This window comes from Kitasatospora sp. NPDC059327, assembly GCF_042752535.1.
Taxonomy (GTDB): domain Bacteria; phylum Actinomycetota; class Actinomycetes; order Streptomycetales; family Streptomycetaceae; genus Kitasatospora.
Genome location: NZ_JBHYYB010000056.1, coordinates 17,751 through 39,937 on the forward strand (window position 1 = coordinate 17,751; position 22,187 = coordinate 39,937).

Here is a 22,187-nt window from a genome sequence, read left to right on the forward strand (position 1 = left end):
CGGCCCCGGACCGGGAGCATCGTGGCGAGTGTGCGGCCCGGGTCCTCGGCCCCGGCTTCGGTGCCCGCCGCCCGTACATCGGCCGGTCGCCCCGGAACGGCCGTCCGGCCCGGTCGGCCGCGCACCCCGAAGTCGCGCACCCCGAAGTCGCGTCCCCCGAAGTCGCGTCCCCCGAAGTCGCCCGCCCTGTTCATGGCGCCCCCGCGCGCGCCGCTCGCCGGCTGTCGTCCTCCGCCGGTTGTCCTGCTCCGCCGGCCCTCGCCCGCCGGCCGGCGTCCGCCCCGCTGTTCTGCGCCGCCACCACGGTTCGCGTGGTGGCGCGCGGAAGCGTCGTGCACGAGCTTCCCGGGGCTGCGGAAACGTTGCTCCCAAGGCCTTGACGGGTCCTCGTCGCGACCCTAGGTTCAGCGCTGCAAGTTTCCAGCAAGTTTCAGCAATCTTTCACGAGCGGTACCCCAGGCTGCCCCACCCCAGCCCCCAGGAGACAACGTGGTCACCACCGCCCCCACCCGCCGGCCTGCCCGGACGGCGGGCGCGCTCACCGCCTCGGCGGCGCTCGCGCTCTCGCTCGCCGCGGCCTTCGGCACCGCCCCCACCGCCCAGGCCGCCCCGCCGGGCAACGGCAAGGACGTCACGGCCACGCTCTTCGAGTGGCGCTTCGACTCCGTCGCCAAGGCCTGCACCGACACCCTCGGACCGAAGGGCTACGGCTTCGTCGAGGTCTCGCCGCCCCAGGAGCACATCCAGGGCAGCCAGTGGTGGACGTCCTACCAGCCGGTGAGCTACCGGATAGCCGGGCGCCTCGGCGACCGGGCGTCCTTCAAGAGCATGATCGACACCTGTCACGCGGCGGGCGTCAAGGTGATCGCCGACTCGGTGATCAACCACATGTCCGCCGGCTCCGGCACCGGCACCGGCGGTACGAACTACACCAAGTACACGTACCCCGGGTACTACCAGGACCAGGACTTCCACTCCTGCCGCACCGCGATCAGCAACTACGCTGACCGCTCGAACGTGCAGAACTGCGAGCTGGTCAACCTCTCGGACCTGAACACCGGCAGCGGCTACGTCCAGCAGACCATCGCCGGCTACCTGAACGACCTGGCCTCGCTCGGCGTCGACGGCTACCGCATCGACGCCGCCAAGCACATCGCCGCCGCCGACCTCGCCGCGATCAAGGCGAAGACCGCCAACCCCAACGCCTACTGGGTGCAGGAGGTCATCTACGGCGCGGGCGAGCCGATCCAGCCCACCGAGTACACCGGGACCGGCGACGTCGACGAGTTCCGCTCGGGCACCTGGCTGAAGAGCGCCTTCCAGGGCGGTCGGATCGCCGACCTCGGCAACTGGGGCTCCGGGCTGCTGCCGAGCGACAAGGCCCGCACCTTCGTCGACAACTGGGACACCGAGCGCAACGGCTCGACGCTGACCTACAGGGACGGCTCCGCCTACACCCTGGCCAACGTCTTCCTGCTGGCCAACCCCTACGGCTCGCCCAACGTGTACTCCGGTTACGCCTTCTCCGGGCACGACGACGGCCCGCCGAACGGCGGCACCGTCAACGCCTGCTACAGCGACGGCTGGAACTGCACCCACGCCTGGCGCCAGGTCGCCAACATGGTGGGCTTCCGCAACGCGGTGGCGGGGACCGGGATCACCAACTGGTGGTCCAACGGCAACAACGCGATCGCCTTCGGGCGCGGGGGCAAGGGCTTCGTGGCGATCAACCGCGAGTCGGGCCCGGTCACCCAGACCTTCCAGACCTCGCTGCCGGCCGGCTCTTACTGCGACGTCCAGCACGGCGACCCGGCGTCGGGCGGCTGCACCGGCCCCTCCTACACCGTCGGGTCCGACGGCCGCTTCACCGCCACCGTCGGCGCGGGCGACGCGGTGGCGCTGTACGTGGGCGCTCCCGGCGGCTCCGGCGGCGGCACGCCGGTGACCGGCGGCGCGTCCTTCGCGGTCAACGCGACCACCGTCTACGGGCAGAACGTCTTCGTGGTCGGCGACACGGCCGCGCTCGGCGCCTGGGACACCGCGAAGGCGCTGCCGCTCTCCTCGGCCGCGTACCCGGTCTGGAAGCTCGACGTGGCGATGCCGGCCGGGACGGCGTTCGCGTACAAGTACGTCCGCAAGGACGCCTCCGGGGCGGTGACCTGGGAGTCCGGGGCCAACCGGACGGCCGCGGTGCCGACGTCGGGCGGTGTGGTACTGAACGACACCTGGCGGGCCTGAGCCACTGCCGACGGCCGCCGCCCGCCGCCCCGCGCCCGGCGCGGGGGAGGGCGGCGGCCGTCAGCGCGCCGCCCGGGAATTCCCCCGCGCGGGTGGCTCCGCCCCGGTTCCACCCGCCGGGACGGGCCGGCGCTGCCAGCATCACGGGATGAGAACCACCCCTGCCGTCCTCGACGTCGAACTCCTCGGCGGCCGTTGGGACGGCCACCGCAAGCGGGTCAACACCACGGCCCCGCCACCCTCGCTGCGGATGGCGCTGCGGGCCGAACTGCCCGCCGCCGAGGCCGGCGAGTACTGGCCGACCACCTGTGTCTACCGGCTGGACGACACGGGCGGCCGGTGGCGCTACCGCTACTCCCACGACGAGTAGCGACCGGTGGGCGTGGCCGGCGTCGGGCGGCCCGGCCCGGTCAGCCCCGGCCGATGTACGGCATGGCGGTCGCCATCACCGTGGCGAACTGCACATTGGCCTCCAGCGGCAGCTCCGCCATGTGCCGCACGGTACGGGCCACGTCCGCGACGTCCATGGTCGGCTCCACCGCGACCCGCCCGTCCGCCTGCCGCACCCCGAGGCTCATCGGCGCCGTCATCTCGGTCGCCGCGTTGCCGATGTCGATCTGCCCGCAGGCGATCCGGTACGGCCGTCCGTCCAGTGACAGCGACTTGGTCAGCCCGGTGACGGCGTGCTTGGTCGCCGTGTAGGCGATCGAGTGCGGCCGGGGCACGTGCGCGGAGATCGAGCCGTTGTTGATGATCCGGCCGCCCTGCGGGTCCTGCGCCTTCATCTGCCGGAACGCGGCCCGTGCGCAGAGGAAGGCGCCGGTCAGATTGAGGTCGACCACGGCCCGCCACTCGGCGACGTCCAACTCGTCCACCGGGGTCGGCGCGCCGAACGTCCCGGCGTTGTTGAACAGCAGGTCGACCCGGCCGAACCGCTCGGCGGCCACGGCGAAGAGCGCGTCCGTCGCCGCCGGGTCGGTGACGTCGGTCGGCACCACGAGGGCCACGTCGCCGCCCGGTCCGGCCGCCGCGCAGAGCCGGGCCGTCTCCCGCAGCGGCTCCGCCCGCCGCCCGGCGAGCACCGGGCGCCACCCGGCGGCGGCCAGCTCCACGGCCACGGCGCGCCCCACCCCGCTGCCGGCTCCGGTGACGACGGCGATCTGCTGCGGCATGGCGATACTCCTCGGCGGGTCTTCGGGCGGCTCGTCGGTCGACGGCGGGTGTGCCGATCGTTCCCGATCCGCGGCCCGGAGTCACTGGTGGAAGGCCCCAAAGTCCGGCCCGTCCGGCGGGCGGTCGGCTGTGGAGGGCTCCCTCCCCGCCACCCGGCGGGTGGCTTCCCCCGCCGATCGGCAGAGCCGCCGCGGGCCTTTACCCGATCGGGGACAAACCTTGGACCGACGCCGGGCCCGGCGCAACCGGGCCGCCCGTGACCACGTCATAAGATCGCAGGACGGCGCGCTCCCGCGAGGGACGGCGCGCCGCCGCCCCGGGGGCAGGCACGACGTCGCACCCCGGGTCTGTCCGGCCCCACCCGGGGGCCGCCGCCCGGCTCCCGACGGAGCGGGCGCGACATCGGTCGGAGAGTCCTCACCGTGCAGCCGCAGTCCACCCGCATCCGCGCCGTCCTGACCGGCGCCGCCGCCCTGGCCCTGGCCGCCTCGCTGGCGGCCTGTGGCAGTACGGACGGCAGCGGAAAGGGGGACGCCGTCAAGGGGAAGGCCGCCAAGGGCGGCACGGCGAGCGGGACCACCGCGCCGGGCACCCCGACGGCCTCCGACAGCGCCACCACGCCGCCGGCCCCGAACCCGGCGGGCAAGGTCCTGATGCCCGCCGGTCCGGCCACGGCCTTCACCAAGGCCCGCGACACCGCGGCCGGGCAGATCATGGTGACCACGCTGAACGGTCCCAAGTCGGGTGTCTCCGGCAAGGTCTGGGTCTGGCTGCCGCCCCAGTACAACGACCCGAAGTTCGCCCGGACCGGCTTCCCCGTGCTCACCCTCTACGCGGGCGGCCAGAGCGCCGGGTACAACACCTGGACCGACAACCAGCTGCCGATCCAGGAGATCGACGCCAACCTGGCGGCGGCCGGCACGGCGCACCCGTTCATCATGATCATGCCGGTGCAGAACCTCGATTCCAACGAGGCCAAGGCCCTGGAGTGCGCCGACATCCCGGGCCAGCCCAAGATCGGTACCTGGATGGCCGAGGACATCCCGGACTTCGTCCGCGCCAACTTCCGGACGGTGAAGGGCCGCGACGGCTGGGGGCTGATGGGCGCCTCCACCGGCGCGTTCTGCAGTGCCAAGCTGGCGCTGCAGCACCCGGACAAGTTCAAGGCCGCCGTCCCGATCGACGGCTACTTCAACCCGGACTCGCCGCTCTGGAAGGGCCACGAGGCGGAACGCCAGGCCAACAGCCCCGAGTTGATGGTCGCTCAGGGCAAGGCCGACGTGCGGCTGCTCGCCACCGCGGGCGGCGCCAACCCGTTCGAGATGAAGCTGGTCAAGGCGTGGGTCGGCAAGGCCGCGGCTCCGCTCACCGTCGAGTACTACGAGCAGGCCGGCGGCAAGCACCTGACCAGTGACTTCAAGAAGATGATCCCGGACACGCTGCAGTGGCTGACCAAGAACCTCGCGGGGCCGCAGAGCGACTGACCCCGAGGGGGCGGCCGGTGGGCGTGGGCCCCGGCCGTCCCCTCGGGCGGTCCGGCCGGCCGGTCGCCCGACCGTCCGCCCGGCTCTCGGCCCGACTGTCCGCCTCCGGTGAGCCGGCGAAGCACCGTGGACGCGTCCCGTGCCGCTGCCGGACGTGTCCGCCCGTCGCCGCCGCGCTCCCGGGCGCGCGTCGCCGTACGTACGCGTCGCCGTACGGGCCCGCCCTGGTCCGTCGGGTGACCGCCCCGGCTCCGCCGGCCCACCCCTCCGCCGACTCGCCGTCGCACCCCGGCGCGGCGCCGCGCGCTCTCGGCTCGCGGTGTGCGCGGCCGCCGCGAAGCCCCGCGCCAGGCCGCTGACCTGCACGTCAATCGGACATTGATTCGCCTCTGATCGACTACGGCCACTGTGATGGGACCGCAATCCGCCAGTGCCGCCGGCCGCGAACCCGGCCGTGAACCCGGTCGTGCCATGCCGTGCAAGCCCGCCGTGCCAAGTCGTGAAGAGAGTGCCATGCCGAGCCACCTGCTGTCCGTAGCGTCCCCCTCCGTGCCCGCCCAGGCGGGCTCCCAGCGTCAGCGGGCCGCCGACGAGGACCCGCAAGCCGTCCGGTTCGCCGGACTGCGACTGGTGCACGACGCCCTCCGCCGCGACCTCGCCCGGCTGCCCAACGCGCTGCGACTGCTGCAGCCCGGTGAGGACGAGAAGGGCGAGGCGCTGCTGCGGCACTGGACCTTCGTCACCGCGATGCTGACCTGCCACCACGAGCAGCAGGACACCCGGATCTGGCCGATCGTCCGCCGGTTCGCCCCCGAGCTGCGGCTGTTGCTCAACTGGCTGGAGGCCGACCACCACAACCTGGACCACTCCTTCACCCGGGTCACCACCCTGGTCCGGATCGCCAGCCGGGACGCGGGCAGTGCCTGGCCGGTCGCGTACGCGATGGACGACCTGGCGGCCCGGCTGGAGACCCACCTGCGGATCGAGGAGCGTCAGCTGCTGCCCCGGATGGAGCGGGTCTTCGCGGACACCTCGCGGGTCGGCGGCCTGCCGGAGCTGCTGGACCTGCTGCGCTCCGCCGACGGCCCCGGCAGCGCCGACGCGCTCGCCTGGCTGCTGGACGGTGTCGAGCCCGCGGTGGTCGAGCGGCTGCTGGCCGACTGCGACGACGACGTGGCCCGCAACTGGCCGCACTGGCACGCGACCTACCAGCGCTGCACCGCCCTGCTGTGGGGGCCCTCCGACACCTCGGACGGCTCCGCCGAGTGAGGGGCGGGTCTTTTTCGGGCCGTTGATCTACGCGCGTGGCATATGCCGGAGGCCCATGCCGGACGGTCCGGCGCGTCAAGCTCCCCGGCCGCGCTCCCCGGCCGCGCTCCCGGGTCCCGCGCCGGTCGCGCTCCCGCTCCCGCCCGGTCCCCGCTCAGGAGCGGCGCAGCCCGAGCCGGGCGAGGTACCCCGGCAGGTCGGCCGGGTCGTGGGTGGCCAGTCCGAGATAGCCGTCCGGCCGGATCACGAAGAGCCCGCAGCCGTAGGCCTCGGCCGTCACCCCGTCGTCGACGCGGTGCGCCCGCACGCCGGCCGGGACGTCCGGCAGCTCGTGACCGACCGCGAGCACCGTCACCTGCGGACCTTGGAACACGTCGAACAGCCGGGTCCCCGCCGCGCCCGGTCCCGCCTCCTGAGGGGCGTCCAGCGGCGCGTCCGGCGCGCGCTCCCCGGCGCGCAGCGCCTCCTCGGCCAGGCCGGAGCGCGCCTCCACGGTCAGCGGGCCGTGCTCGTAGCCGAGCCCCAGCTGTTCCGTCCGCGGCCCACGGCGCAGCCCGCCGTCCTGCACCCCGCCCGCGCGGTGCAGCCGGGTGGAGAGCTCCAGGACATCGGCGGCGATCGGCAGCCGCTCCGCCTCGTAGCTGTCCAGCAGCTCCTCCGGTGCGCCGTGCCGCAGGACCTGGCCGAGCTTCCAGCCCAGGTTGTAGGCGTCCTGGACGCTGGTGTTCAGGCCCTGCCCGCCCGCGGGGGAGTGGATGTGGGCGGCGTCCCCGACGAGGAAGACCCGGCCGGCCCGGAACCGCTCGGCCAGTGCCGCGCGCGGGCGGAAGTCGGAGGCCCAGCGCACCTCGCCGACCGCCGACGCGTCGAGGTGGGTCCGGGCGGCGATCACCCGGCGTACCCCGTCGGGCGAGGTGTCCGGGGTCTCGTCCGGGGCGAACTGGGCGAACAGCTGGAAGTCGGCGGTGCCGGGGAGGGGGCAGAGCAGCAGCGGTCCGCCGGGCCCGTGCGGCCAGACGTGCCAGTTGCCGCGGTCGAGGCCGTCGATCCCGACGTCCGCGACCAGGGCCGGCCGGGGGTCGACCTCCTCGCCGGCCATCGTGATGCCCACCGCGCGGCGCACCGTGCTGCGCCCGCCGTCGGAGGCCACCAGGTAGCGGGCGGAGACGGTCCGCCCGATGCCGTCCGGGCCGGTCAGGGTGGCCTCGACCCGGTCGGGGTACTGGTCGAGGCCGGTGAGCGCGGTGCCGAAGGAGACCCGGCCGCCGAGCTCCAACAGCCTGGTGTGCAGGAGCTCCTGGGTGCGCCACTGCGGGATCATCCAGACGTCCGGGTGCGGGACGGTCGGGTCGGGCAGGCTCCGGTCGACGAGGTCCCACTCGCCCTGCCGCTCGCCGTCCTGCCAGGACAGCATCCGGGGGTAGGGCGCGCCGTGCGCCCGGACGGCGGTCAGGACGCCGAGGTCGTCGAGGACTTCCTGGGTGCGGGGCTGCAGTCCCTTGCCGCGCGAGCCGGGGAACAGTGCTCCGGCGCGTTCCACCAGCAGGGCGTCCACGCCGCGGCGGGCGAGGTCGCAGGCCAGGGTGAGGCCGGCCGGTCCGGCGCCGACGATCAGGACATCCGTGCGGTCCGGGTGCGGGGCGGGGCGCTGCTGGGTGGGCTGCTGCTGGACGGACGTCATGGAGACTCTCCTTAACGACGTTAAATTGGCCGATGGGGAGAGCATGGGCTTAACGGTGTTAAATTGTCAATGCCGGGGATCGGGACGACAGGAAGGGGCGGCCGGGATGCCGTCGAAGCTGGACCGCGCGCAGGTGGTCGACACCGCCCTGCGCCTGCTCGACGAGACCGGACTCGACGGTCTCACCCTGCGACGCATCGCCACCGAGCTGGACGTCAAGGCACCCGCGCTCTACTGGCACTTCGCCAACAAGCAGGCCCTGTTGGACGAGATGGCCACCGAGATGCTGCGCCGGATGTCCGCCGGCGCGGCGGTGCCGGACTCCTGGCAGGAGGCCCTCACCGGCACCTGCCGGGCCCTGCGGGCCGCCCTGCTCGGCTATCGGGACGGCGCCAAGGTCTTCAGTGGGACGCGGCTCACCGACTACGGTCACATCGAGGGCCAGAACGCCGTGCTGGCCGTGTTCGTCCGCGCCGGCTTCGAACTCGCCGACGCGGTACAGGCGTTCACGACCGCGTACGCGTACACCATCGGCTTCGTGATCGAGGAGCAGGCCGTCCACCCCGTGCCGGGGGAGCGGGCGCCCGGCTATGACCCGGCGGAACGGGCCGCCGCCATCGACCCCGCGCACGGACTGGCCGCCGCGGCGGGGCTGGACTTCTTCGGGGGCTTCGAGCAGCGCTTCGAGCGTGGCCTGGCCGTTGTCGTGGCCGGCGTGGAGCGGGTCCTCGGGCCTTCAACTCCCCGCGTCCCCTAGGGGATTCACCCCGGTTTCGGTCGGGGCGGGGCGGCCCGGGTGCTCCGGGGGCGGCCAGGGGGAGAGTACCGCCGGGGGTCGATGGCGCGGCCCGGGCCGCCGCCTACCGTCGAAGTCATGACCACAGCGACCGTCACCGCGCGCCCCGCGCGCCGCTTCGCACCGGCCCGCCCGGCCCTGCTCGGGGCCGCCGCCGTGCTGCTGCTCGGGGCCGGGCTGACCGCCTGCGAGGGCGGCGCCTCGCTCTGCACCACCGACACCGGCTGCGACGTCGTCGTGCGCACCGACGGCGGTGACGCCACGCACAGCGTCGAGGTCTTCAGCGGCGACCGGACCGTGAAACTGACCATCGGTCACATCACCGACAGTGCGGCCGAGGTGAAGATCGGCGATGAGACCAAGACCATCGGCGAAGGGGTCGAGACCGCCGTAGGCGCCGCGAAGATCACGCTGCGCGAGGCCGACGCCCACGACCACTACGCCGAACTCCACGTCAGCCGCTGAGCACCGCGCCCGCCGGGTGTCACGCCCGCCGGGGGTGCCACGCCCCGCCGGGCACCGCACCCGCTACTCGGGCAGGCGGTTGAGCCAGGTCAGCGGCGTCACGGCGATCGCCTTCTGCGGCGAACCGTCCCACTCCACCGGCAGACCGACCGCCTCCAGTGCCGCGACCACCGCGCGGCCGATCTCCAGCGTCCTGCGCTCCGCCGACTCCGTGCTCTCGTCCTCGGCCCGGAACCCGCCGTAGCGCAGCATCAGGCCGAGCCCGGCGGCCGCCCCTTCGGTGTCCTGCTGGTGGAAGAAGACGAAGCCGCGCGAGTCCTCGTCGGCCTCGCCGCCGATCTCCGCGTAGCCGCAGTTGGCGCAACAGGTGAAGTCCATCGCCGCGACGATGCCCTGCTCCTCCAGCGCGTCGAAGGCCTCCTCCAGTCGGTCCACGTCCGTCGTCTCCGGCCACGACGCCTGCTCGGCCAGCCGCTCCCGCCAGACCGGGGCGACGATCTCCTCGGCGTCCTCCGGTTCCAGTCCCTGGTCCTCGAACTCGTCGACCAGGGACTCGGCTATCTCGTCCGGCTCCTGGAAGCCGCAGCGGATCAACTCGCGGGCACGCTCCTCGGCCTCGCGCCGTACCTCGAAGCTGAGCTCGGTCTCCTGGTTCATGCCCGCATCCTCGCACCGACCACCGACAGCTTCGGCGGCCGCCCCCGGTGCTGACGTCCCCCGATGCCCTCTCTTCTCGAACCGCCCCTGATGACCCGTCTGCTGGCCGCCGAACGCGTGCTGATCGCCGGCGCCGGCGGCGGGTTCGACGTCCACGCGGGCCTGCCGCTGGCGCTCGCCCTGTGCGCGGCCGGCAAGGAGGTGCACCTGGCCAACCTCTCCTTCAGCCACCTCTACGGCCTGCCCGCCGAGGCCTGGTGGGAACAGGACGTCGCCCGGATCCGCCCCGACACCGCCGCCCCCGAGGGCTACTTCCCGGAGCGGACGCCGGCCCGCCGGCTGCACCGGCACGGCATGCCCGACACCGTCTGGGCCTTCCCCTCCGTCGGTGTGCGGCCGCTGCGCGCCGCCTACCGGGCGCTCACCGCCCGCCTCGCCGTCGACGCCGTGCTGCTGGTCGACGGCGGCACCGACATCCTGATGCGCGGGGACGAGGCGGGGCTGGGCACGCCCGAGGAGGACATGGCCAGTCTCGGCGCGGTGGCCGGGCTGACGGAGGTCCCCGAACGCCTGGTGGCCTGTCTGGGCTTCGGGATCGACGCCTTCCACGGCGTCAACCACGCGCTGGTGCTGGAGAACCTCGCCGCGCTGGAGCGGGCCGGCGGCTACCTCGGGGCCTTCTCGATCCCGCGCGACAGCCGGGAGGGCGTGCTCTACCTGGATGCCGTCGAGCATGCGAGGTCGGCGCTCCCCGAGCATCCGAGCATCGTCAACGGTTCGGTCGCGGCCGCGCTGCGGGGCGAGTTCGGCGACGTCCGTTTCACCGACCGCACCAAGGGCGGCCCGCTGTTCGTCAACCCCCTGATGACGCTCTACTTCGGCGTCACCGTCGAGGCGCTGGCGGCCGAACACCGCTACCTGCACCTGATCGAGCGCACCGTGCTGACCCGGCAGATCAGCAGCGTGATCGAGGAGTTCCGCGACGGCCCGCCGGCCCAGCGCCCGCCCTGCCAGTTCCCGCACTGACGGCGGCCGGTCCCGACGGGGGCCGGCGCTCCCGGGCGGGGGCGCCCCCGCCCGGTGGGCGCTCAGCCCGAGGCCAGCCGGAACTCCAGGTTGCCGAACCGGACCTGGTCCCCCGGGCGGACGCGGACGCCGCCCGCGACCCGGAGGCCGTTCACATGCGTGCCGTTGGTCGAGCCGAGGTCGTACAGCACCCAGTCGTCGCCCTCCCGCCGCAGCTCGGCGTGGTGGCGCGACACCGAGGCGTCGTGCAGCCGCAGGCCGGAGCCGGGGATCCGGCCGATCGTCAACTGCCGTGCCGCCGGGTGCGGCAGGCTCAGTCCGGGCAGGCGTTCGGTCCGCCAGGCGCCGCGCAACCGCACCCCGAAGGAGGAGAGCTGACCGACCGTCCGCAGGACGAAGCGGCCGACCGGGTTGCCGGTCGGCAGGTCGGCCATCGCCTGGTCGAGCTCGGCCCGGCTGTGGGCGTGCAGCACCAGCTCCATCCGCCCGAGGAAGGTGTCGTGGGACAGTCGGCCGCTGCCCGCACCCTCCCGCAGGACCCCGAGCGCGTGGTCCCGCTCGGCCTCGGACGGCCGGACCACGCTCGTCCGGATCTCTGGAGACGTCATGGCCCGATTGTCGGCTCGGCCGCCCCCGCCTGTCCAGATTGCCGGGTGCCCCGGTCCGTCGGGGCAGGCCGTGCCCGGGACGGCGCCCCGGCCCCCCGGGGTCAGGACTTCCGGGCGGCGGCCAGGATCTTGACGGTGGTGTGCAGGAACCGGGCCGTGGCCGAGCCCCGGTAGGTCGGGCCGAAGAGCTTGCCGCCGGCCCGCCACTTGCCGTCCTTCAGGTGGATCACCACATAGGCGGCGCCGGCGTCGGCACCGACCACCTCGTAGTCCCCCTTGGGCGAGGTGTACGGGACCGGGAAGTCGGCCGGCAGCGGCTCGGAGAGGAAGTTGACCACCAGCCGGATCTCCGGTGTGACCTCGATGCCCGCGAACGGTTCGGCGGCGAGCAGCTCCGCCACCTCGTCGACGGTGCGCAGCATCACCGGGACGGGGTAGCCGAGCGCCTCGGCCAGGTGCTCCTCGATCCGCCGGGCGAGCGCGGCGCGGTCCGGCTCGGCGGTGCGGAAGAAGACGTTGCCGCTCTGGATGTAGGAGCGCACCTCGTCGAGGCCCAGCTCGGTGAAGAGAGCGCGCAGCCGCTCCATCCGCACCGTCCGGCCGGCGACGTTGACGGCCCGCAGGAACGCGATGTACGTGGTCGTGGTGGTCACCCGCCCAGTCTGGCAGCGGCCACCGACAAGCGCCGGGCGCCACCGGTCACGGGCGAGCACCGGCCCGCGTCGGCCGGCCCGCGTCGGAGGCCGACCGTCGGTGCCCGGTGCCAGACTGGCGCCATGGCTACCTGGCAGGATTTCGAGCACGAGGCACCCGAGCTGGCCTCCGCCGTGCGGGCCCGCTTCGAGGCGAACAAGCACCACGTCCTGGCGACGCTGCGCAGCGACGGCTCACCCCGGGTGAGCGGTACCGAGGTGGACTTCAACGGCGCCGATCTGACCCTCGGGTCGATGCACGGCGCGATGAAGGCGCGCGACCTCCAGCGGGACGCCCGCTTCGCGCTGCACAGCAACCCCAGCGACGAGACCTTGGCGGGCGGTGACTCCAAGGTCTCCGGCCGGGCCGTCGAGATCACCGACGAGACCGAGCTGGCCGCCTACGCGGCGGACCTGCCGGAGCCGCCGCCCGGTCCCTTCCAGGCCTTCCGGCTGGAACTGGAGCAGGTGGTGCACACCACGGTGGGCGACGACCACCTGTGGATCACCTCCTGGCACCCGGGGGAGCCGGTGCGCAGGATCCAGCGGCACTGACGCGGCCCCCCCCGGCTACGGCAGGACGGACTTGAGGACGTCGGGGGTGCGGGCCACCACGGCGTGGCCGTCGTCGGCGGTGATGATCGGGCGCTGGATCAGGATCGGGTGCTCGGCCAGCGCCGCGATCCAGCGCGCCCGGTCGCCCGGCTCCCTGGTCCAGCGCTTCATGCCCAGGTCCCTGGAGGCCTGCTCGTCGAGCCGGGTGATGTCCCACGGCTCCAGCGCCAGCCGCTCCAGGACCCGCTCCAGCTCCGCGGCGGTCGGCGGGTCCTCCAGGTAGCGCCGCACGGTGTACTTCGCGCCGGCCGCCTCCAGCGCGCCGAGCGCGGTGCGGCACTTCCCGCAGCGGGGGTTGATCCAGATCTCCATGCCGCCAGGGTACCGACCGCCGGCCCTCGAACGGGTGAACCCGGGTTCGCGGGAACTACCGTGCGTCCACCGGCGGTTTACGAACCGGCAGCGGGGCCGCGGGAGCGCGGCCGCGGGAGCGGGTCGTGGGAGGGGAGCACCGGGTGGACGGCGCGTCGATCATCGAGCGGCTGACGGCCGACAGGGGCATGGCGGATCCGTACCCGCTGTACGCGCGGGCGCACGAGCTCGGCGCGGCGTTCGCCGCCGGGCCCGGCACGGTCGTGGTGGTCGGCCACACCGCGGCCAACCAGGTGCTGCGCAACCCCGGCTTCGGCCTGCAGGACATGGAGCTGCTGGGGCGACTGGACGCCGAGCTGGCCCGGCACACGTCGGTGACCCTGCTCGGCCGCTCGATCCTGCAGCGCAACGCCCCCGACCACGCCCGCGTCCGCTCGCTGATCGCCTCGGCCTTCAACGCCCGGCGGGTGGCCGCCCTGCGACCGGTCGTCGAGGCCGCCGTCGGCCGGCTGCTGGACGCGATGGCGGAGCAGGGCGGTGGCGGTTCGCCGGTCGACTTCATGGACGCGTTCGCCTTCCGGCTGCCGGTCGAGGTGATCTGCGAGCTGCTCGGCGTCCCGGAGGCGGACCGCTACCGCTTCCGCGGTCTCGCGGGGGACCTGACCATCGCCCTGGAGCTGGTCCAGGACCTCGCCGAGCTGGCCGTCGCCGACGCCGCCGCCGACGAGCTGTCCGGCTACTTCACCGCGCTCGTCGCCGAGCGGCTGGCCCGCCCGAAGGGCGACCTGGTCAGCGACCTCGCCCGGATCGCCGCCGACGCCCCGGAGCGGATCTCCGGCCGCGAGCTGCTGGCCAACCTGGTCCTGCTGCTGGTGGCCGGGTTCGAGACCACCACCAACCTGCTCGGCAACGGGCTCGCGCTGCTCTTCCGGCACCCGTGGGCGATGGAGGGGCTGCGCACCGGCGCGCTCGACCCGGCCCGGTTCACCGACGAGGTGCTGCGGTACGACTCGCCGGTCCAGCTCACCACCCGGATCGCGACCGCCGAGGGGCTCTCGGTGGCGGGGGTACCCACGCCGCCCGGCGCCGTGGCGCTGATCCTGCTGGGCGCCGCCAACCACGACCCGGCCCGCTACCACCGTCCGGAGGTGTTCGACCCGAACCGGACGGACAGCCAGCCGCTCAGTTTCGGCGGCGGCCCGCACTTCTGTCTCGGTTCCCAGCTGGCCCGGCTGGAGGCCGAGGTCGCCGTGCCGGCCCTGCTGGACCGCTTCCTTCGGCTCGCGCCCGGGGGCGTGGCCACCCGGCGGGACCGGCTCGTCCTGCGCGGCTTCGACACCCTGCCGGTCACCGTCCGCTGAGCCGCCGGGCGGCTCCGCGCGGGGCCGTCGGGGCCGCCGGGCGGGGCCGAAACGGGGCCGTTGGGCCCGGACGGCCGGGACCAAAGCAAGGGGGCCGTGCGGGCGGCGGTGGGAGAGCATGGAAGGGACGAACCGGTCGTTCCGGCCCGGTCACCCCGACCGCGGCCCCGACCGGTCGGCCAGGAGGTCACCGCCGTGCCCACAGCCCCCCGTCCGCCGGACCGGGCGGCCGTGGAACCGAGCGCACCGCGCTGGGTGGCCTGGCTGCCGGTGCTCCTGGTGCTGCTCGACCTGGTGGCCGAGGCGGTCGTCCCGGACGCGGTCGCGGCCGGGTTCCTGCTCACCGCGCTGCCGGTCGTGGTGGCGTTCTCCTACGGCCCGGTGCTGACCGCCGGTGCCACCGCCGGGGCCCTCGGGCTCCAGTTCGCCCTGGCGGGGCGGGCCGGACACCTCTCCGAGCAGCACCACGTCTGGGTCTACATCTCCACCCTGCTGGCCGGCGTGATGGGCACCGCGCTCTCCTGGCAGCGGACCCGGCAGCACCGCACCCTGCTGCGCACCCGGACGGTCGCCGAGACCCTGCAGCGCACCGTGCTGCGCCCGGTCCCCGAGCGGGCCGGCGGGCTGCGGGTGGCCGGCCTCTACCGCCCGTCGCAGGCCGAGGCGCTGATCGGCGGCGACCTCTACGAGGTGTGCGACACCCCCTTCGGGGTCCGGGTCCTGCTCGGCGACGTCCGGGGCAAGGGCCTCGGCGCGGTCCGGACGGTCGCGGACGTGCTGGGCGCGTTCCGGGCGACCGCGCACGACACCGCCGACCTGGTCGAGCTCGCCGAGCAGCTGGACCGCGCGGTCCTGCGGGACGCGGCCGACCGCGGTGACGACGAGCTGTTCGTGACGGCCGTCCTGCTCCAGTACCGGTCCGGCTCGTACGAGGTGGAGATCGTCAACCGGGGCCACGTCACGCCGCTGCTGCTCGCCGAGGGCGGCATCACCCCGGTGCACTGCCCGTTCGACCTGCCGCTCGGCCTCGGCCATCTCCACCGGCCCGCGGCGGACCGCCCCGCCCGTCCCGGACCCTCGACCGTCCCGCTGCCGCCCGGCCAGACCCTGCTGCTCTACACCGACGGCGTCAGCGAGGCCCGGGACGCCTCCGGCGCCTTCTACCCGCTCGCCCACCGGCTCGCCGCCCTCGGCACGACCGCCCCGGACCGGCTGGTCTCCTTCCTGGCCCAGGACGTCCACGCCTACGCGGGCCTGCTCGCCGACGACCTCGCCGTCCTCGCCCTCACCCCCGCCTGACGCCCCGCGCGCCGGTTCGGCCCTTCGCTCCGGCTCGGCCCCGCGCGTCGGCCGGGGCCGCCGACCACGCCGACCACGGCGGCTGCCCGCCGCGCTGTCGGCCCGGACGGAAGCGGCGTCACAGGGCGGTGGGAACGGGGGGTCCGGATCCGATCCGGGCGCGGACGAGGTCGACCGAGCCGCGGAACCAGCCCAGTTTCTCCACCCACCAGGTGAGGCCGGCCGCCCGGTACGGGGCGACGACCAGGGCGTCGGCGTCCCGCCGGAGCCCGGAGGTCTGCCCCTCCATGACGACGTCGAACCGCCCGTTGCGGACGGGCTGTTGAGCGTGGACGTAGGCGACCACGTCCGCCAGGTCGGCCGGCGGCATCATCTCGGTGTGGCCCACCCCCGCCCGGGTGGGGAAGACGCCGTCCCAGCGCGCGGCCCGCCGCATGGGGCGTCGCGAGGGCCAGGTGCCGGCGATCCACACCGGGATGCGAGGGCGTTGCGGGCTCACCGGCTGGAAGGTGAGGTCCGTGACCGTGAACCAGCGGCCGTGGAAGGTGAACGGCCGGCCCGTCCACAGCCCGTCGAGGACGTGGAGGGCTTCGTCCAGTCTCTCCGCCCGCACCCGTGGGTCCGGATCGTGGCCCAGTGCCTGGAACTCGGCTGCGGAGGACCCCAGTCCGGCGCCGAAGATCAGCCGCCCACCGCTGAGGAGGTCCAACGCGACGGTCGCGCGGGCGACTTCGGCGGGACGCTTGAGGGCGAGCACGTTCACCATGACGCCGAGTCGCAGGCGCTCCGTGTCGGCGGCGATCGCGGCCAGGGTGGTCCACGAGTCGGTGACGTGCTCGTCCGGGTGTTCCGCGACCTGGCCGTCCCAGAGGAAGAAGCCGTCCCAGCCGGACCGTTCCGCCAGCACTGCCAGTTCGCGGAGCAGGCGGGGATCCGCGTACTCGCGTCTGTTGGGCAGTCCGACGGCGTAGCGCAGCGGTGGTTGTGGCGTGGCGTCCATCGGTTGTCGCCTTCCTGGTCGCCGTCCCGATCGCACACGGCGGTCGCCGGCGCGCCCGGCTCCAGCCTCGATGATGTCGGCTGCGCGACGGCCGGGGCAACCGGAACGGGGTCGGGCGATGGCCCGCCCGAGCATTCGCACGTGCACGGATCAATTATCGGATTTCCGTCGATCACAGCAGGTCAGCGGCTCCTCCGCAGGCCGAGACCCCGACACGGTGCTACGGTCCACTGGGAGCCTGAATCGCCCGCGGCGGTTCCGATGCCCTCCCCCGCGGCGGCGTCCCCTTCGACGGGACGGCACCCCGCCCTCCCCTCACCTCAGTGATCGACCGGAGTCCCCCGGCCGCCGCCAATCGCGGCGGCGGGCGCCTGCGATGCCGGCGAGGCCAGGCCTGCGCCGCCCAGACCCTCCACACTTCCCGCCCCCACCCCCATCGCCTTCGGACGGAACGGCGCCCGAGGGTCCGAAGGGAGCAGCCATGTCCGAGAACAGCGCGACCCCGCGGCTAGCCCCGCCGCGTCCGACCAGCGTCGTGGTCCCGTGTCTCGACGACGCGGCCGTCCTGCCCGCGACCTACGAGCGACTGGCCGCCCTGACGGGCCGTCCGGTCCGTTGGCGGGCCGGACGGCCCGGCACGCCGTCCCCCGTCGCCGCGGGCCCGCTGGGCCCGGACGACCGGGCAGCGGCCTCGTGAGCGGCCCGACGGCGGGTACGGCGACGCGGGACGGCCGGGCGCGGGCCCCGGCGCCCGACGGCGAGGTCCTGGTGATCGGCGGCGGGTTCACCGGCCTGGCCGCCGCCCACGAACTCGCCCTGGCCGGGGTGCCCTGCCGGGTGCTGGAGCGCGATCCGTACGTCGGCGGCCTGGCAGGGTCGTTCGAGGTCGGGGGAGCCCGGCTCGAACGCTTCTACCACCACTGGTTCTCCTCCGATCTGGAGGTCCAGGGGCTGTGCGCGGACCTCGGCTGCTCCCATCTGCTCCAGCCGCACCGGACCCGGACCGGCGTCTACTACGCGAACTCGGTGTACCGGTTGTCGAGCCCGTGGGACGTGCTGCGGTTCGCCCCCCTCCCGCTGCCCGACCGGGTCCGGCTGGGCTGGTCCGCGGTGCGCGCCCACCAGGTGAAGCACTGGCGGGACCTGGAGGACCTGACGGCCCGCGAGTGGCTGCTGGAGCTGAGCGGGCCGCAGGTCTACGAGACGGTCTGGCGTCCGCTGCTGGAGGGCAAGTTCGGCCAGTACGCGACCGAGGTCGGTGCCACCTGGATGTGGACCAAGCTCCATCTGCGCGGCGGCAGCCGGTCGCACAGCGGCCGCGAGGTCCTCTACTACCTGAGGGGTGGCTGCGCCGCCCTGCTGGACGCGTGGGTCTCGCGCCTTTCCGAACTGGGGGTCCGGATCTGCACGAACACCCCGGTACGGGAGGTGCTGACCGACGCCCGCGGGGTGTGCGGGGTCCGCACCGGGAGCGGCGTCCTGCCCGCACGGCGGGTCCTGGCCACCACGGCACCGGACCTGCTCGCCGGCTTCCTCGCCCCCGCCGCCGCCGGACCACCGTCCCATCCGAACGTGCCCGCCGTCCGTCGGCGACTGTCCGACATCCCCTACCTCGCCAATCTGTGCCTGGTGTTGCAGAACGACCGGTCCCTGTCGGACACCTACTGGCTCAACGTCACCGACCCGTCGTTCCCGTACGTCGGCGTCATCGAGCACACCAACCTGGAGGCTTCCGACGTCTACGCCGGGCGTCACCTGGTCTACCTGTCCGCCTATCTTCCGACCAGCGCCGAGCTGTACCGGATGGACGACGACGCGGTGTTCCGGGCCAGCCTTCCGCACCTGAGGCGGATGTTCCCGCGGTTCCAGCGCGACTGGGTCCGGGGCTACCACGTCTGGCGGGCCGATCACGCCCAGCCGGTCATCACCCCGCACTACTCCGACCGCATCCCGGCGACGGAGACCGACGTGCCGGGGCTGTACCTGGCCAGCATGGCCCAGGTCTACCCCCAGGACCGGGGCACCAACTACGCCGTGCGGCAGGGACGGCACGTCGGCCGCCTGATCGTCGACCGGATGCGCACCGCCCCCCGCACCGCCCCCGATCCACGACTCTCCGCGGCCGGGAACGGTACCGGTCCGCGGTCCGGCCCCGAGGAGGGGACGCCATGAACTCCCTGATCAGCACCGAGGATTGCGAGCGGATGCCGATCGCCCGGGTGCACGAGCTCTACCGCCGTCACGTCAGCCGGGGCCAGGTGACGCTGCTTTCCGCCTTCGGATTCGGCCGCGACGTCGTGGACAGCGCCTCGGGCTGCTGGATCACCCTGCGCGACGGCAGGCGTGTCCTGGACTTCACCGGCGGGATCGGCGTTCTGAACCACGGCCACAACCACCCCCGCATCCTGGCCGCTCGTCGACGCTTCCAGGAGCTGCGGCGCATGGAGGTGCACAAGAACTACTTCTCGCCGTACGTCGCCGCACTCGGGCACAACCTGGCGCAGCTGCTGCCCGCGGATCTCGACGTCAGCTACTTCCCCAACTCGGGTGCGGAGGCCGTCGAGGGCGCCCTCAAGATGGCCTACAAGTACCACCGCGGTCATCGCGGCACCGTGCTGCACACCGACATCGCCTTCCACGGCAAGCTGCTGGGCGCCGGAAGCCTGACCACCTCGCCGGAGGTGCACTTCACCTTCCCGCGGATCCCCGGCACGGACGGTTTCGCCTTCGACGACCTGTCCTCCCTCGAACTGGCCCTGGAGCGGCACACCACGCCGGAGGGCGGGAGCGACGTCTACGCGTTGGTCCTGGAGCCCTTCAGCGCGTCCAGTCTCCGCGAGTGCTCGGAGGACTTCCTGCGCGAGGCGCGCCGGCTGTGCACCGAGCACGACATCGTCCTGATCTTCGACGAGGTCTACACCTCCTGGGGCAGGACCGGTTCCCTCTTCCACTTCATGCGCCACCCCGGCCTGGTCCCGGACGTGGTGACCACCTCCAAGTCCTTCGGCGGCGGCAAGGCCTCCATCTCCGGGTACGTGGCCAGGGAGCCCGTCTTCCGCAGGGCCTACGACTCGCTCCCCGACGCCACCCTGCACAGCACCACCTACTACGGATTCGGCGAGGAGACGGTCACCGCGCTGGAGGCCGTGGCGATCGCGGTCGAGGACGACTACCCGGCCAGGGCCCGCCGCCTCGGCGAGCGGCTGCGCCGCGGCCTCACCGCCCTCGCCGCCCGCCACCCGCAGTCGATCGCGGAGGTCCGTGGCACCGGCGCCCTCCAGGGCGTCGTCCTGCGGCACGGTCCGGCCGCCCTCGACCACGCGCTGCACCTGCTGCCGTCCTCCTTCGCGCGCGACCCGCAGGCCGGGGCCAAGCTGGCCACCGCCGCCGTGGTCGCCGCCCTCTACCGCGACCACGGTGTCCTCACCTACTACGGCTCCAACCACGACCTCCCCCTGATCGCCGCGCCTCCCCTGGTGGCCGAGGACTCCGACCTGGACCTCTTCCTGGACGCTCTGGACGCGGTCCTGGCCAAGGGAATGCCCCGTCTCCTGGCGGGTCTGGTCAGGGAGAAGGTCACCGCATGAGCGCCCGGTCGGCCCGTCCCGCACCGCCCGCCGAGGGGCTGCGCACCGCGCGGGAGCACCGTCGCCTGCGGGTCTGGGAACGGCGCGTACGCGCGGCCGGGCTCCCGTCGCTCTGGGCAGGCCGCTGCACGGCCCTGTCCGAACCGTCCCGCCAGGCCGCCGCGGTCCGCCACACGGCCGCCACCCTGGCCGCCCTCCCGAAGCCGTACCGCTTGGTGTTCGCCCTGTTGATGCGGGTGTTCCCGGTCGCCGTCGTGCTCGCGGACCCGACGGGCCCGCTCCGGGGCGCCTCCGACCGGGCCCGTCCGCGACGGGTCGCCGACCGGCTGTCCGCGGTGCCCGGCTTCGCCGAACTGCTCAGGGTGAGCCTCGCGCTGGCCCTGCACGGCGCTCTGGACGGACCCTCCGGGACGGCACGGCAGGAGCTCGGATGACCAGGGCCGTCCGCACCGTCCGCTGTGACGCCCTGGTGATCGGCTCGGGTGCCGGAGGCAGCACCGCGGCCCTGGAGCTCGCCGGCGCGGGCCGGGAGGTCCGCGTCCTGGAGGAGGGCCCGCTCGTCCCGCAGGCGCGGATCACCCGGGCGTCCCCGGCGGAGAACCTGCGCCTGCTCTACCGCCAGGGCGGTCTGGTGCCCATCCACGGCGCACCCACCATCCCCTTCGGGGAGGGGCGTTGCGTCGGGGGGACCACGGTGGTCAACGGAGGGCTGCTCTGGCGTCCTCCCGAACACCTGCTGGACCGCTGGGCGTCCGCCGGCGTCGACGGCTTCCGGGCCCACCACCTCGCCCCCCACCTGGCCGAGGTGGAGCGGCGCCTCGGCGTCGTCGACCAGCCGCCCGGGCCGGGTAACCGTGACTCGGTGCTGCTCGCCCAGGCGGCCGACCGGCTCGGCTGGCGCTGGGCGCCGGCCCGCCGGGCGGTACGAGGCTGCCGGCACGCCAACCGGTGCGTCACCGGCTGCCCCACCGGGGCCAAGCAGAGCATGCTGGTGAGCTACCTGCCCGCCGCCGAACGCCTCGCCGCGGTCGTCGAACCCGACACCCGGGTCCTCCGGCTCGATCATGACGGCACCCGGGTCACGGTCGTGCACGCCCTGCGCGACGGCCGACGACTGCGCTACCTCCCGCGGACGGTGTTCCTGGCCGCCGGCCCGATCGGCAGCGCGCTGCTGCTGCGGCGCAGCGGCATCGGCGGACGCGGCCCGGGCCGGGCGATCGCGTTCCACGTCAACTTCCGCACCGTGGCACGATTCGGCGAATCCGTCCGCGCCGTCGAGGGCACCATCTTCACCGCGCAACTGCAGGAGTTCGCCGAGCGGGGAGTGCGGGTGATGCCCGGGAACCTCACCCCGGGGTCGCTCGCCGCGGCGCTGGCCGCCCACCCCGCCGGGACGGTCGACCGGATGCTGGCCCAACTGGACCGGATCGCGGTCTACACGACCCAGGTGAGCGTCCAGGGCACCGCCCGGCTGCTGGCGGTACCCGGCCTCGGCGCGGTCCTGCGGCACCGCCTGACCGGGAGCGACCGGGACCTCCTCCGCGCCGCCTTCCGGCACACCGCCGACCTCCTCCTGGAGGCCGGCGCGGTCGAACTGCTGCCGCCCGCACCCGTCGGTCTGACCACCGCCGCACAGGCGGCCGACTTCGCGCGGCACGCCCGGCCCGAGAGCTGGGACCTGATCTCCGTCCACGCCATGGCGTCCTGCCGGATGGGCCCACCCGCCCTGGGCGGGGTCTGCGACGCCCAGGGCCGCCCGCACGGCTTCACGAACCTGCGGCTGTGCGACGCGAGCGTCCTGCCGGGCGCCACCGGCATCAGCCCGCAGGAGACCATCATGGGCTTCTCCCACCTGATGACGGCCCGGCACCTGGAGCAGCCCGCCGGCCGCCGGCCCGAGGGCACCTGAGCGGCCGCGACCGGA

At 74.1% G+C, this 22,187-nt stretch carries 22 protein-coding genes; 15 read left to right on the forward strand and 7 right to left on the reverse strand.

The window, feature by feature from the left end; all coding sequences use genetic code 11:
* The first annotated feature begins 489 nt into the window (after positions 1-489).
* Positions 490-2,238, forward strand: coding sequence for a carbohydrate-binding module family 20 domain-containing protein (locus ACFXHB_RS28515; RefSeq protein ID WP_380577531.1), 1,749 nt, complete (start codon positions 490-492; stop codon positions 2,236-2,238).
* Positions 2,239-2,386: 148 nt separating this feature from the next.
* Entirely contained in the window at positions 2,387-2,608 is a 222-nt protein-coding gene (locus ACFXHB_RS28520) for a hypothetical protein (RefSeq protein ID WP_380577532.1), read from the forward strand.
* A 40-nt stretch (positions 2,609-2,648) separates the two neighbouring features.
* On the opposite strand, the gene ACFXHB_RS28525 is transcribed toward ACFXHB_RS28520, so the two are convergent.
* The gene (locus ACFXHB_RS28525) at positions 2,649-3,410 is read right to left on the reverse strand and encodes an SDR family oxidoreductase (protein ID WP_380577533.1); all 762 of its coding nucleotides are present in this window, start codon (positions 3,408-3,410) and stop codon (positions 2,649-2,651) included.
* Positions 3,411-3,833: 423 nt separating this feature from the next.
* Here ACFXHB_RS28525 and ACFXHB_RS28530 point away from each other — a divergent pair, with 423 nt between their 5' ends.
* Together ACFXHB_RS28530 and ACFXHB_RS28535 are read left to right on the forward strand one after the other, a co-directional pair.
* A complete protein-coding gene (locus ACFXHB_RS28530) occupies positions 3,834-4,895 on the forward strand; it encodes an alpha/beta hydrolase (RefSeq protein ID WP_380577534.1) in 1,062 nt (353 codons plus the stop codon).
* 513 nt (positions 4,896-5,408) lie between these two features.
* The gene (locus ACFXHB_RS28535; protein WP_380577535.1) at positions 5,409-6,164 is read left to right on the forward strand and encodes a hemerythrin domain-containing protein; all 756 of its coding nucleotides are present in this window, start codon (positions 5,409-5,411) and stop codon (positions 6,162-6,164) included.
* A gap of 154 nt (positions 6,165-6,318) precedes the next feature.
* Here ACFXHB_RS28535 and ACFXHB_RS28540 read toward each other — a convergent pair whose 3' ends face one another.
* Positions 6,319-7,845: an FAD-dependent monooxygenase gene (locus tag ACFXHB_RS28540; RefSeq protein WP_380577536.1), complete on the reverse strand. Its 1,527-nt coding sequence runs from the start codon at positions 7,843-7,845 to the stop codon at positions 6,319-6,321.
* A gap of 106 nt (positions 7,846-7,951) precedes the next feature.
* Between ACFXHB_RS28540 and ACFXHB_RS28545 the strand changes: the two genes are divergently transcribed.
* Together ACFXHB_RS28545 and ACFXHB_RS28550 are read left to right on the forward strand one after the other, a co-directional pair.
* Positions 7,952-8,602: a TetR/AcrR family transcriptional regulator C-terminal domain-containing protein gene (locus ACFXHB_RS28545; protein ID WP_380577537.1), complete on the forward strand. Its 651-nt coding sequence runs from the start codon at positions 7,952-7,954 to the stop codon at positions 8,600-8,602.
* 117 nt (positions 8,603-8,719) lie between these two features.
* Positions 8,720-9,106 (forward strand): hypothetical protein, encoded by a 387-nt coding sequence (locus tag ACFXHB_RS28550; protein WP_380577538.1) that lies wholly within the window; start codon positions 8,720-8,722, stop codon positions 9,104-9,106.
* Positions 9,107-9,169: 63 nt separating this feature from the next.
* Here ACFXHB_RS28550 and ACFXHB_RS28555 read toward each other — a convergent pair whose 3' ends face one another.
* Positions 9,170-9,763 (reverse strand): DUF6891 domain-containing protein, encoded by a 594-nt coding sequence (locus tag ACFXHB_RS28555; RefSeq protein ID WP_380577539.1) that lies wholly within the window; start codon positions 9,761-9,763, stop codon positions 9,170-9,172.
* A gap of 63 nt (positions 9,764-9,826) precedes the next feature.
* On the opposite strand from ACFXHB_RS28555, the gene ACFXHB_RS28560 reads away from it, so the two are divergent.
* A complete protein-coding gene (locus ACFXHB_RS28560; protein WP_380577540.1) occupies positions 9,827-10,789 on the forward strand; it encodes a DUF1152 domain-containing protein in 963 nt (320 codons plus the stop codon).
* A gap of 62 nt (positions 10,790-10,851) precedes the next feature.
* Here the strand turns inward: ACFXHB_RS28560 and ACFXHB_RS28565 are convergent, their stop codons facing one another.
* On the reverse strand, positions 10,852-11,397 hold the full coding sequence (locus ACFXHB_RS28565; protein WP_380577541.1) for an FHA domain-containing protein: 546 nt from the start codon (positions 11,395-11,397) through the stop codon (positions 10,852-10,854).
* A 101-nt stretch (positions 11,398-11,498) separates the two neighbouring features.
* Positions 11,499-12,050 (reverse strand): DUF1697 domain-containing protein, encoded by a 552-nt coding sequence (locus tag ACFXHB_RS28570; RefSeq protein ID WP_380577542.1) that lies wholly within the window; start codon positions 12,048-12,050, stop codon positions 11,499-11,501.
* A 123-nt stretch (positions 12,051-12,173) separates the two neighbouring features.
* Between ACFXHB_RS28570 and ACFXHB_RS28575 the strand changes: the two genes are divergently transcribed.
* The gene (locus ACFXHB_RS28575; protein ID WP_380577543.1) at positions 12,174-12,644 is read left to right on the forward strand and encodes a pyridoxamine 5'-phosphate oxidase family protein; all 471 of its coding nucleotides are present in this window, start codon (positions 12,174-12,176) and stop codon (positions 12,642-12,644) included.
* Between the two features lie 15 nt (positions 12,645-12,659).
* On the opposite strand, the gene ACFXHB_RS28580 is transcribed toward ACFXHB_RS28575, so the two are convergent.
* A complete protein-coding gene (locus ACFXHB_RS28580; protein WP_380577544.1) occupies positions 12,660-13,016 on the reverse strand; it encodes an ArsC/Spx/MgsR family protein in 357 nt (118 codons plus the stop codon).
* 125 nt (positions 13,017-13,141) lie between these two features.
* Here ACFXHB_RS28580 and ACFXHB_RS28585 point away from each other — a divergent pair, with 125 nt between their 5' ends.
* Together ACFXHB_RS28585 and ACFXHB_RS28590 are read left to right on the forward strand one after the other, a co-directional pair.
* A complete protein-coding gene (locus ACFXHB_RS28585) occupies positions 13,142-14,377 on the forward strand; it encodes a cytochrome P450 (protein WP_380577545.1) in 1,236 nt (411 codons plus the stop codon).
* A gap of 195 nt (positions 14,378-14,572) precedes the next feature.
* Positions 14,573-15,676 (forward strand): PP2C family protein-serine/threonine phosphatase, encoded by a 1,104-nt coding sequence (locus ACFXHB_RS28590; RefSeq protein WP_380577546.1) that lies wholly within the window; start codon positions 14,573-14,575, stop codon positions 15,674-15,676.
* Positions 15,677-15,794: 118 nt separating this feature from the next.
* Here ACFXHB_RS28590 and ACFXHB_RS28595 read toward each other — a convergent pair whose 3' ends face one another.
* Complete coding sequence (locus tag ACFXHB_RS28595) at positions 15,795-16,676, reverse strand: LLM class flavin-dependent oxidoreductase (RefSeq protein WP_380577547.1); 882 nt, start codon at positions 16,674-16,676, stop codon at positions 15,795-15,797.
* A gap of 481 nt (positions 16,677-17,157) precedes the next feature.
* Between ACFXHB_RS28595 and ACFXHB_RS28600 the strand changes: the two genes are divergently transcribed.
* Genes ACFXHB_RS28600 through ACFXHB_RS28620 form a run of 5 tightly spaced genes read left to right on the forward strand, consistent with a single transcriptional unit; the run spans position 17,158 to position 22,172 of the window.
* Entirely contained in the window at positions 17,158-17,373 is a 216-nt protein-coding gene (locus tag ACFXHB_RS28600) for a hypothetical protein (protein ID WP_380577548.1), read from the forward strand.
* Positions 17,370-18,848: an NAD(P)/FAD-dependent oxidoreductase gene (locus ACFXHB_RS28605; RefSeq protein WP_380577549.1), complete on the forward strand. Its 1,479-nt coding sequence runs from the start codon at positions 17,370-17,372 to the stop codon at positions 18,846-18,848. The genes ACFXHB_RS28600 and ACFXHB_RS28605 overlap by 4 nt, the downstream gene beginning before the upstream one ends.
* On the forward strand, positions 18,845-20,263 hold the full coding sequence (locus tag ACFXHB_RS28610; RefSeq protein WP_380577550.1) for an aspartate aminotransferase family protein: 1,419 nt from the start codon (positions 18,845-18,847) through the stop codon (positions 20,261-20,263). Before ACFXHB_RS28605 ends, ACFXHB_RS28610 begins: the two co-directional genes overlap by 4 nt.
* Positions 20,260-20,697, forward strand: a complete 438-nt coding sequence (locus tag ACFXHB_RS28615) for a hypothetical protein (protein WP_380577551.1) — start codon at positions 20,260-20,262, stop codon at positions 20,695-20,697. The genes ACFXHB_RS28610 and ACFXHB_RS28615 overlap by 4 nt, the downstream gene beginning before the upstream one ends.
* Positions 20,694-22,172 (forward strand): GMC family oxidoreductase N-terminal domain-containing protein, encoded by a 1,479-nt coding sequence (locus ACFXHB_RS28620; RefSeq protein WP_380577552.1) that lies wholly within the window; start codon positions 20,694-20,696, stop codon positions 22,170-22,172. The genes ACFXHB_RS28615 and ACFXHB_RS28620 overlap by 4 nt, the downstream gene beginning before the upstream one ends.
* Positions 22,173-22,187 lie beyond the last annotated feature (15 nt).

Excerpts from the sequence above, each read along its gene's own strand:
- ACFXHB_RS28580 (WP_380577544.1), bottom strand. The coding sequence starts at position 13,016 with ATGGAGATCTGGATCAACCCCCGCTGCGGGAAGTGCCGCACCGCGCTC.
- ACFXHB_RS28540 (WP_380577536.1), bottom strand. The coding sequence starts at position 7,845 with ATGACGTCCGTCCAGCAGCAGCCCACCCAGCAGCGCCCCGCCCCGCAC.
- ACFXHB_RS28575 (WP_380577543.1), top strand. The coding sequence starts at position 12,174 with ATGGCTACCTGGCAGGATTTCGAGCACGAGGCACCCGAGCTGGCCTCC.
- ACFXHB_RS28525 (WP_380577533.1), bottom strand. The coding sequence starts at position 3,410 with ATGCCGCAGCAGATCGCCGTCGTCACCGGAGCCGGCAGCGGGGTGGGG.
- ACFXHB_RS28615 (WP_380577551.1), top strand. The coding sequence starts at position 20,260 with ATGAGCGCCCGGTCGGCCCGTCCCGCACCGCCCGCCGAGGGGCTGCGC.
- ACFXHB_RS28550 (WP_380577538.1), top strand. The coding sequence starts at position 8,720 with ATGACCACAGCGACCGTCACCGCGCGCCCCGCGCGCCGCTTCGCACCG.
- ACFXHB_RS28545 (WP_380577537.1), top strand. The coding sequence starts at position 7,952 with ATGCCGTCGAAGCTGGACCGCGCGCAGGTGGTCGACACCGCCCTGCGC.
- ACFXHB_RS28595 (WP_380577547.1), bottom strand. The coding sequence starts at position 16,676 with ATGGACGCCACGCCACAACCACCGCTGCGCTACGCCGTCGGACTGCCC.
- ACFXHB_RS28620 (WP_380577552.1), top strand. The coding sequence starts at position 20,694 with ATGACCAGGGCCGTCCGCACCGTCCGCTGTGACGCCCTGGTGATCGGC.
- ACFXHB_RS28600 (WP_380577548.1), top strand. The coding sequence starts at position 17,158 with ATGTCCGAGAACAGCGCGACCCCGCGGCTAGCCCCGCCGCGTCCGACC.
- ACFXHB_RS28610 (WP_380577550.1), top strand. The coding sequence starts at position 18,845 with ATGAACTCCCTGATCAGCACCGAGGATTGCGAGCGGATGCCGATCGCC.
- ACFXHB_RS28555 (WP_380577539.1), bottom strand. The coding sequence starts at position 9,763 with ATGAACCAGGAGACCGAGCTCAGCTTCGAGGTACGGCGCGAGGCCGAG.
- ACFXHB_RS28565 (WP_380577541.1), bottom strand. The coding sequence starts at position 11,397 with ATGACGTCTCCAGAGATCCGGACGAGCGTGGTCCGGCCGTCCGAGGCC.
- ACFXHB_RS28535 (WP_380577535.1), top strand. The coding sequence starts at position 5,409 with ATGCCGAGCCACCTGCTGTCCGTAGCGTCCCCCTCCGTGCCCGCCCAG.
- ACFXHB_RS28520 (WP_380577532.1), top strand. The coding sequence starts at position 2,387 with ATGAGAACCACCCCTGCCGTCCTCGACGTCGAACTCCTCGGCGGCCGT.
- ACFXHB_RS28560 (WP_380577540.1), top strand. The coding sequence starts at position 9,827 with ATGCCCTCTCTTCTCGAACCGCCCCTGATGACCCGTCTGCTGGCCGCC.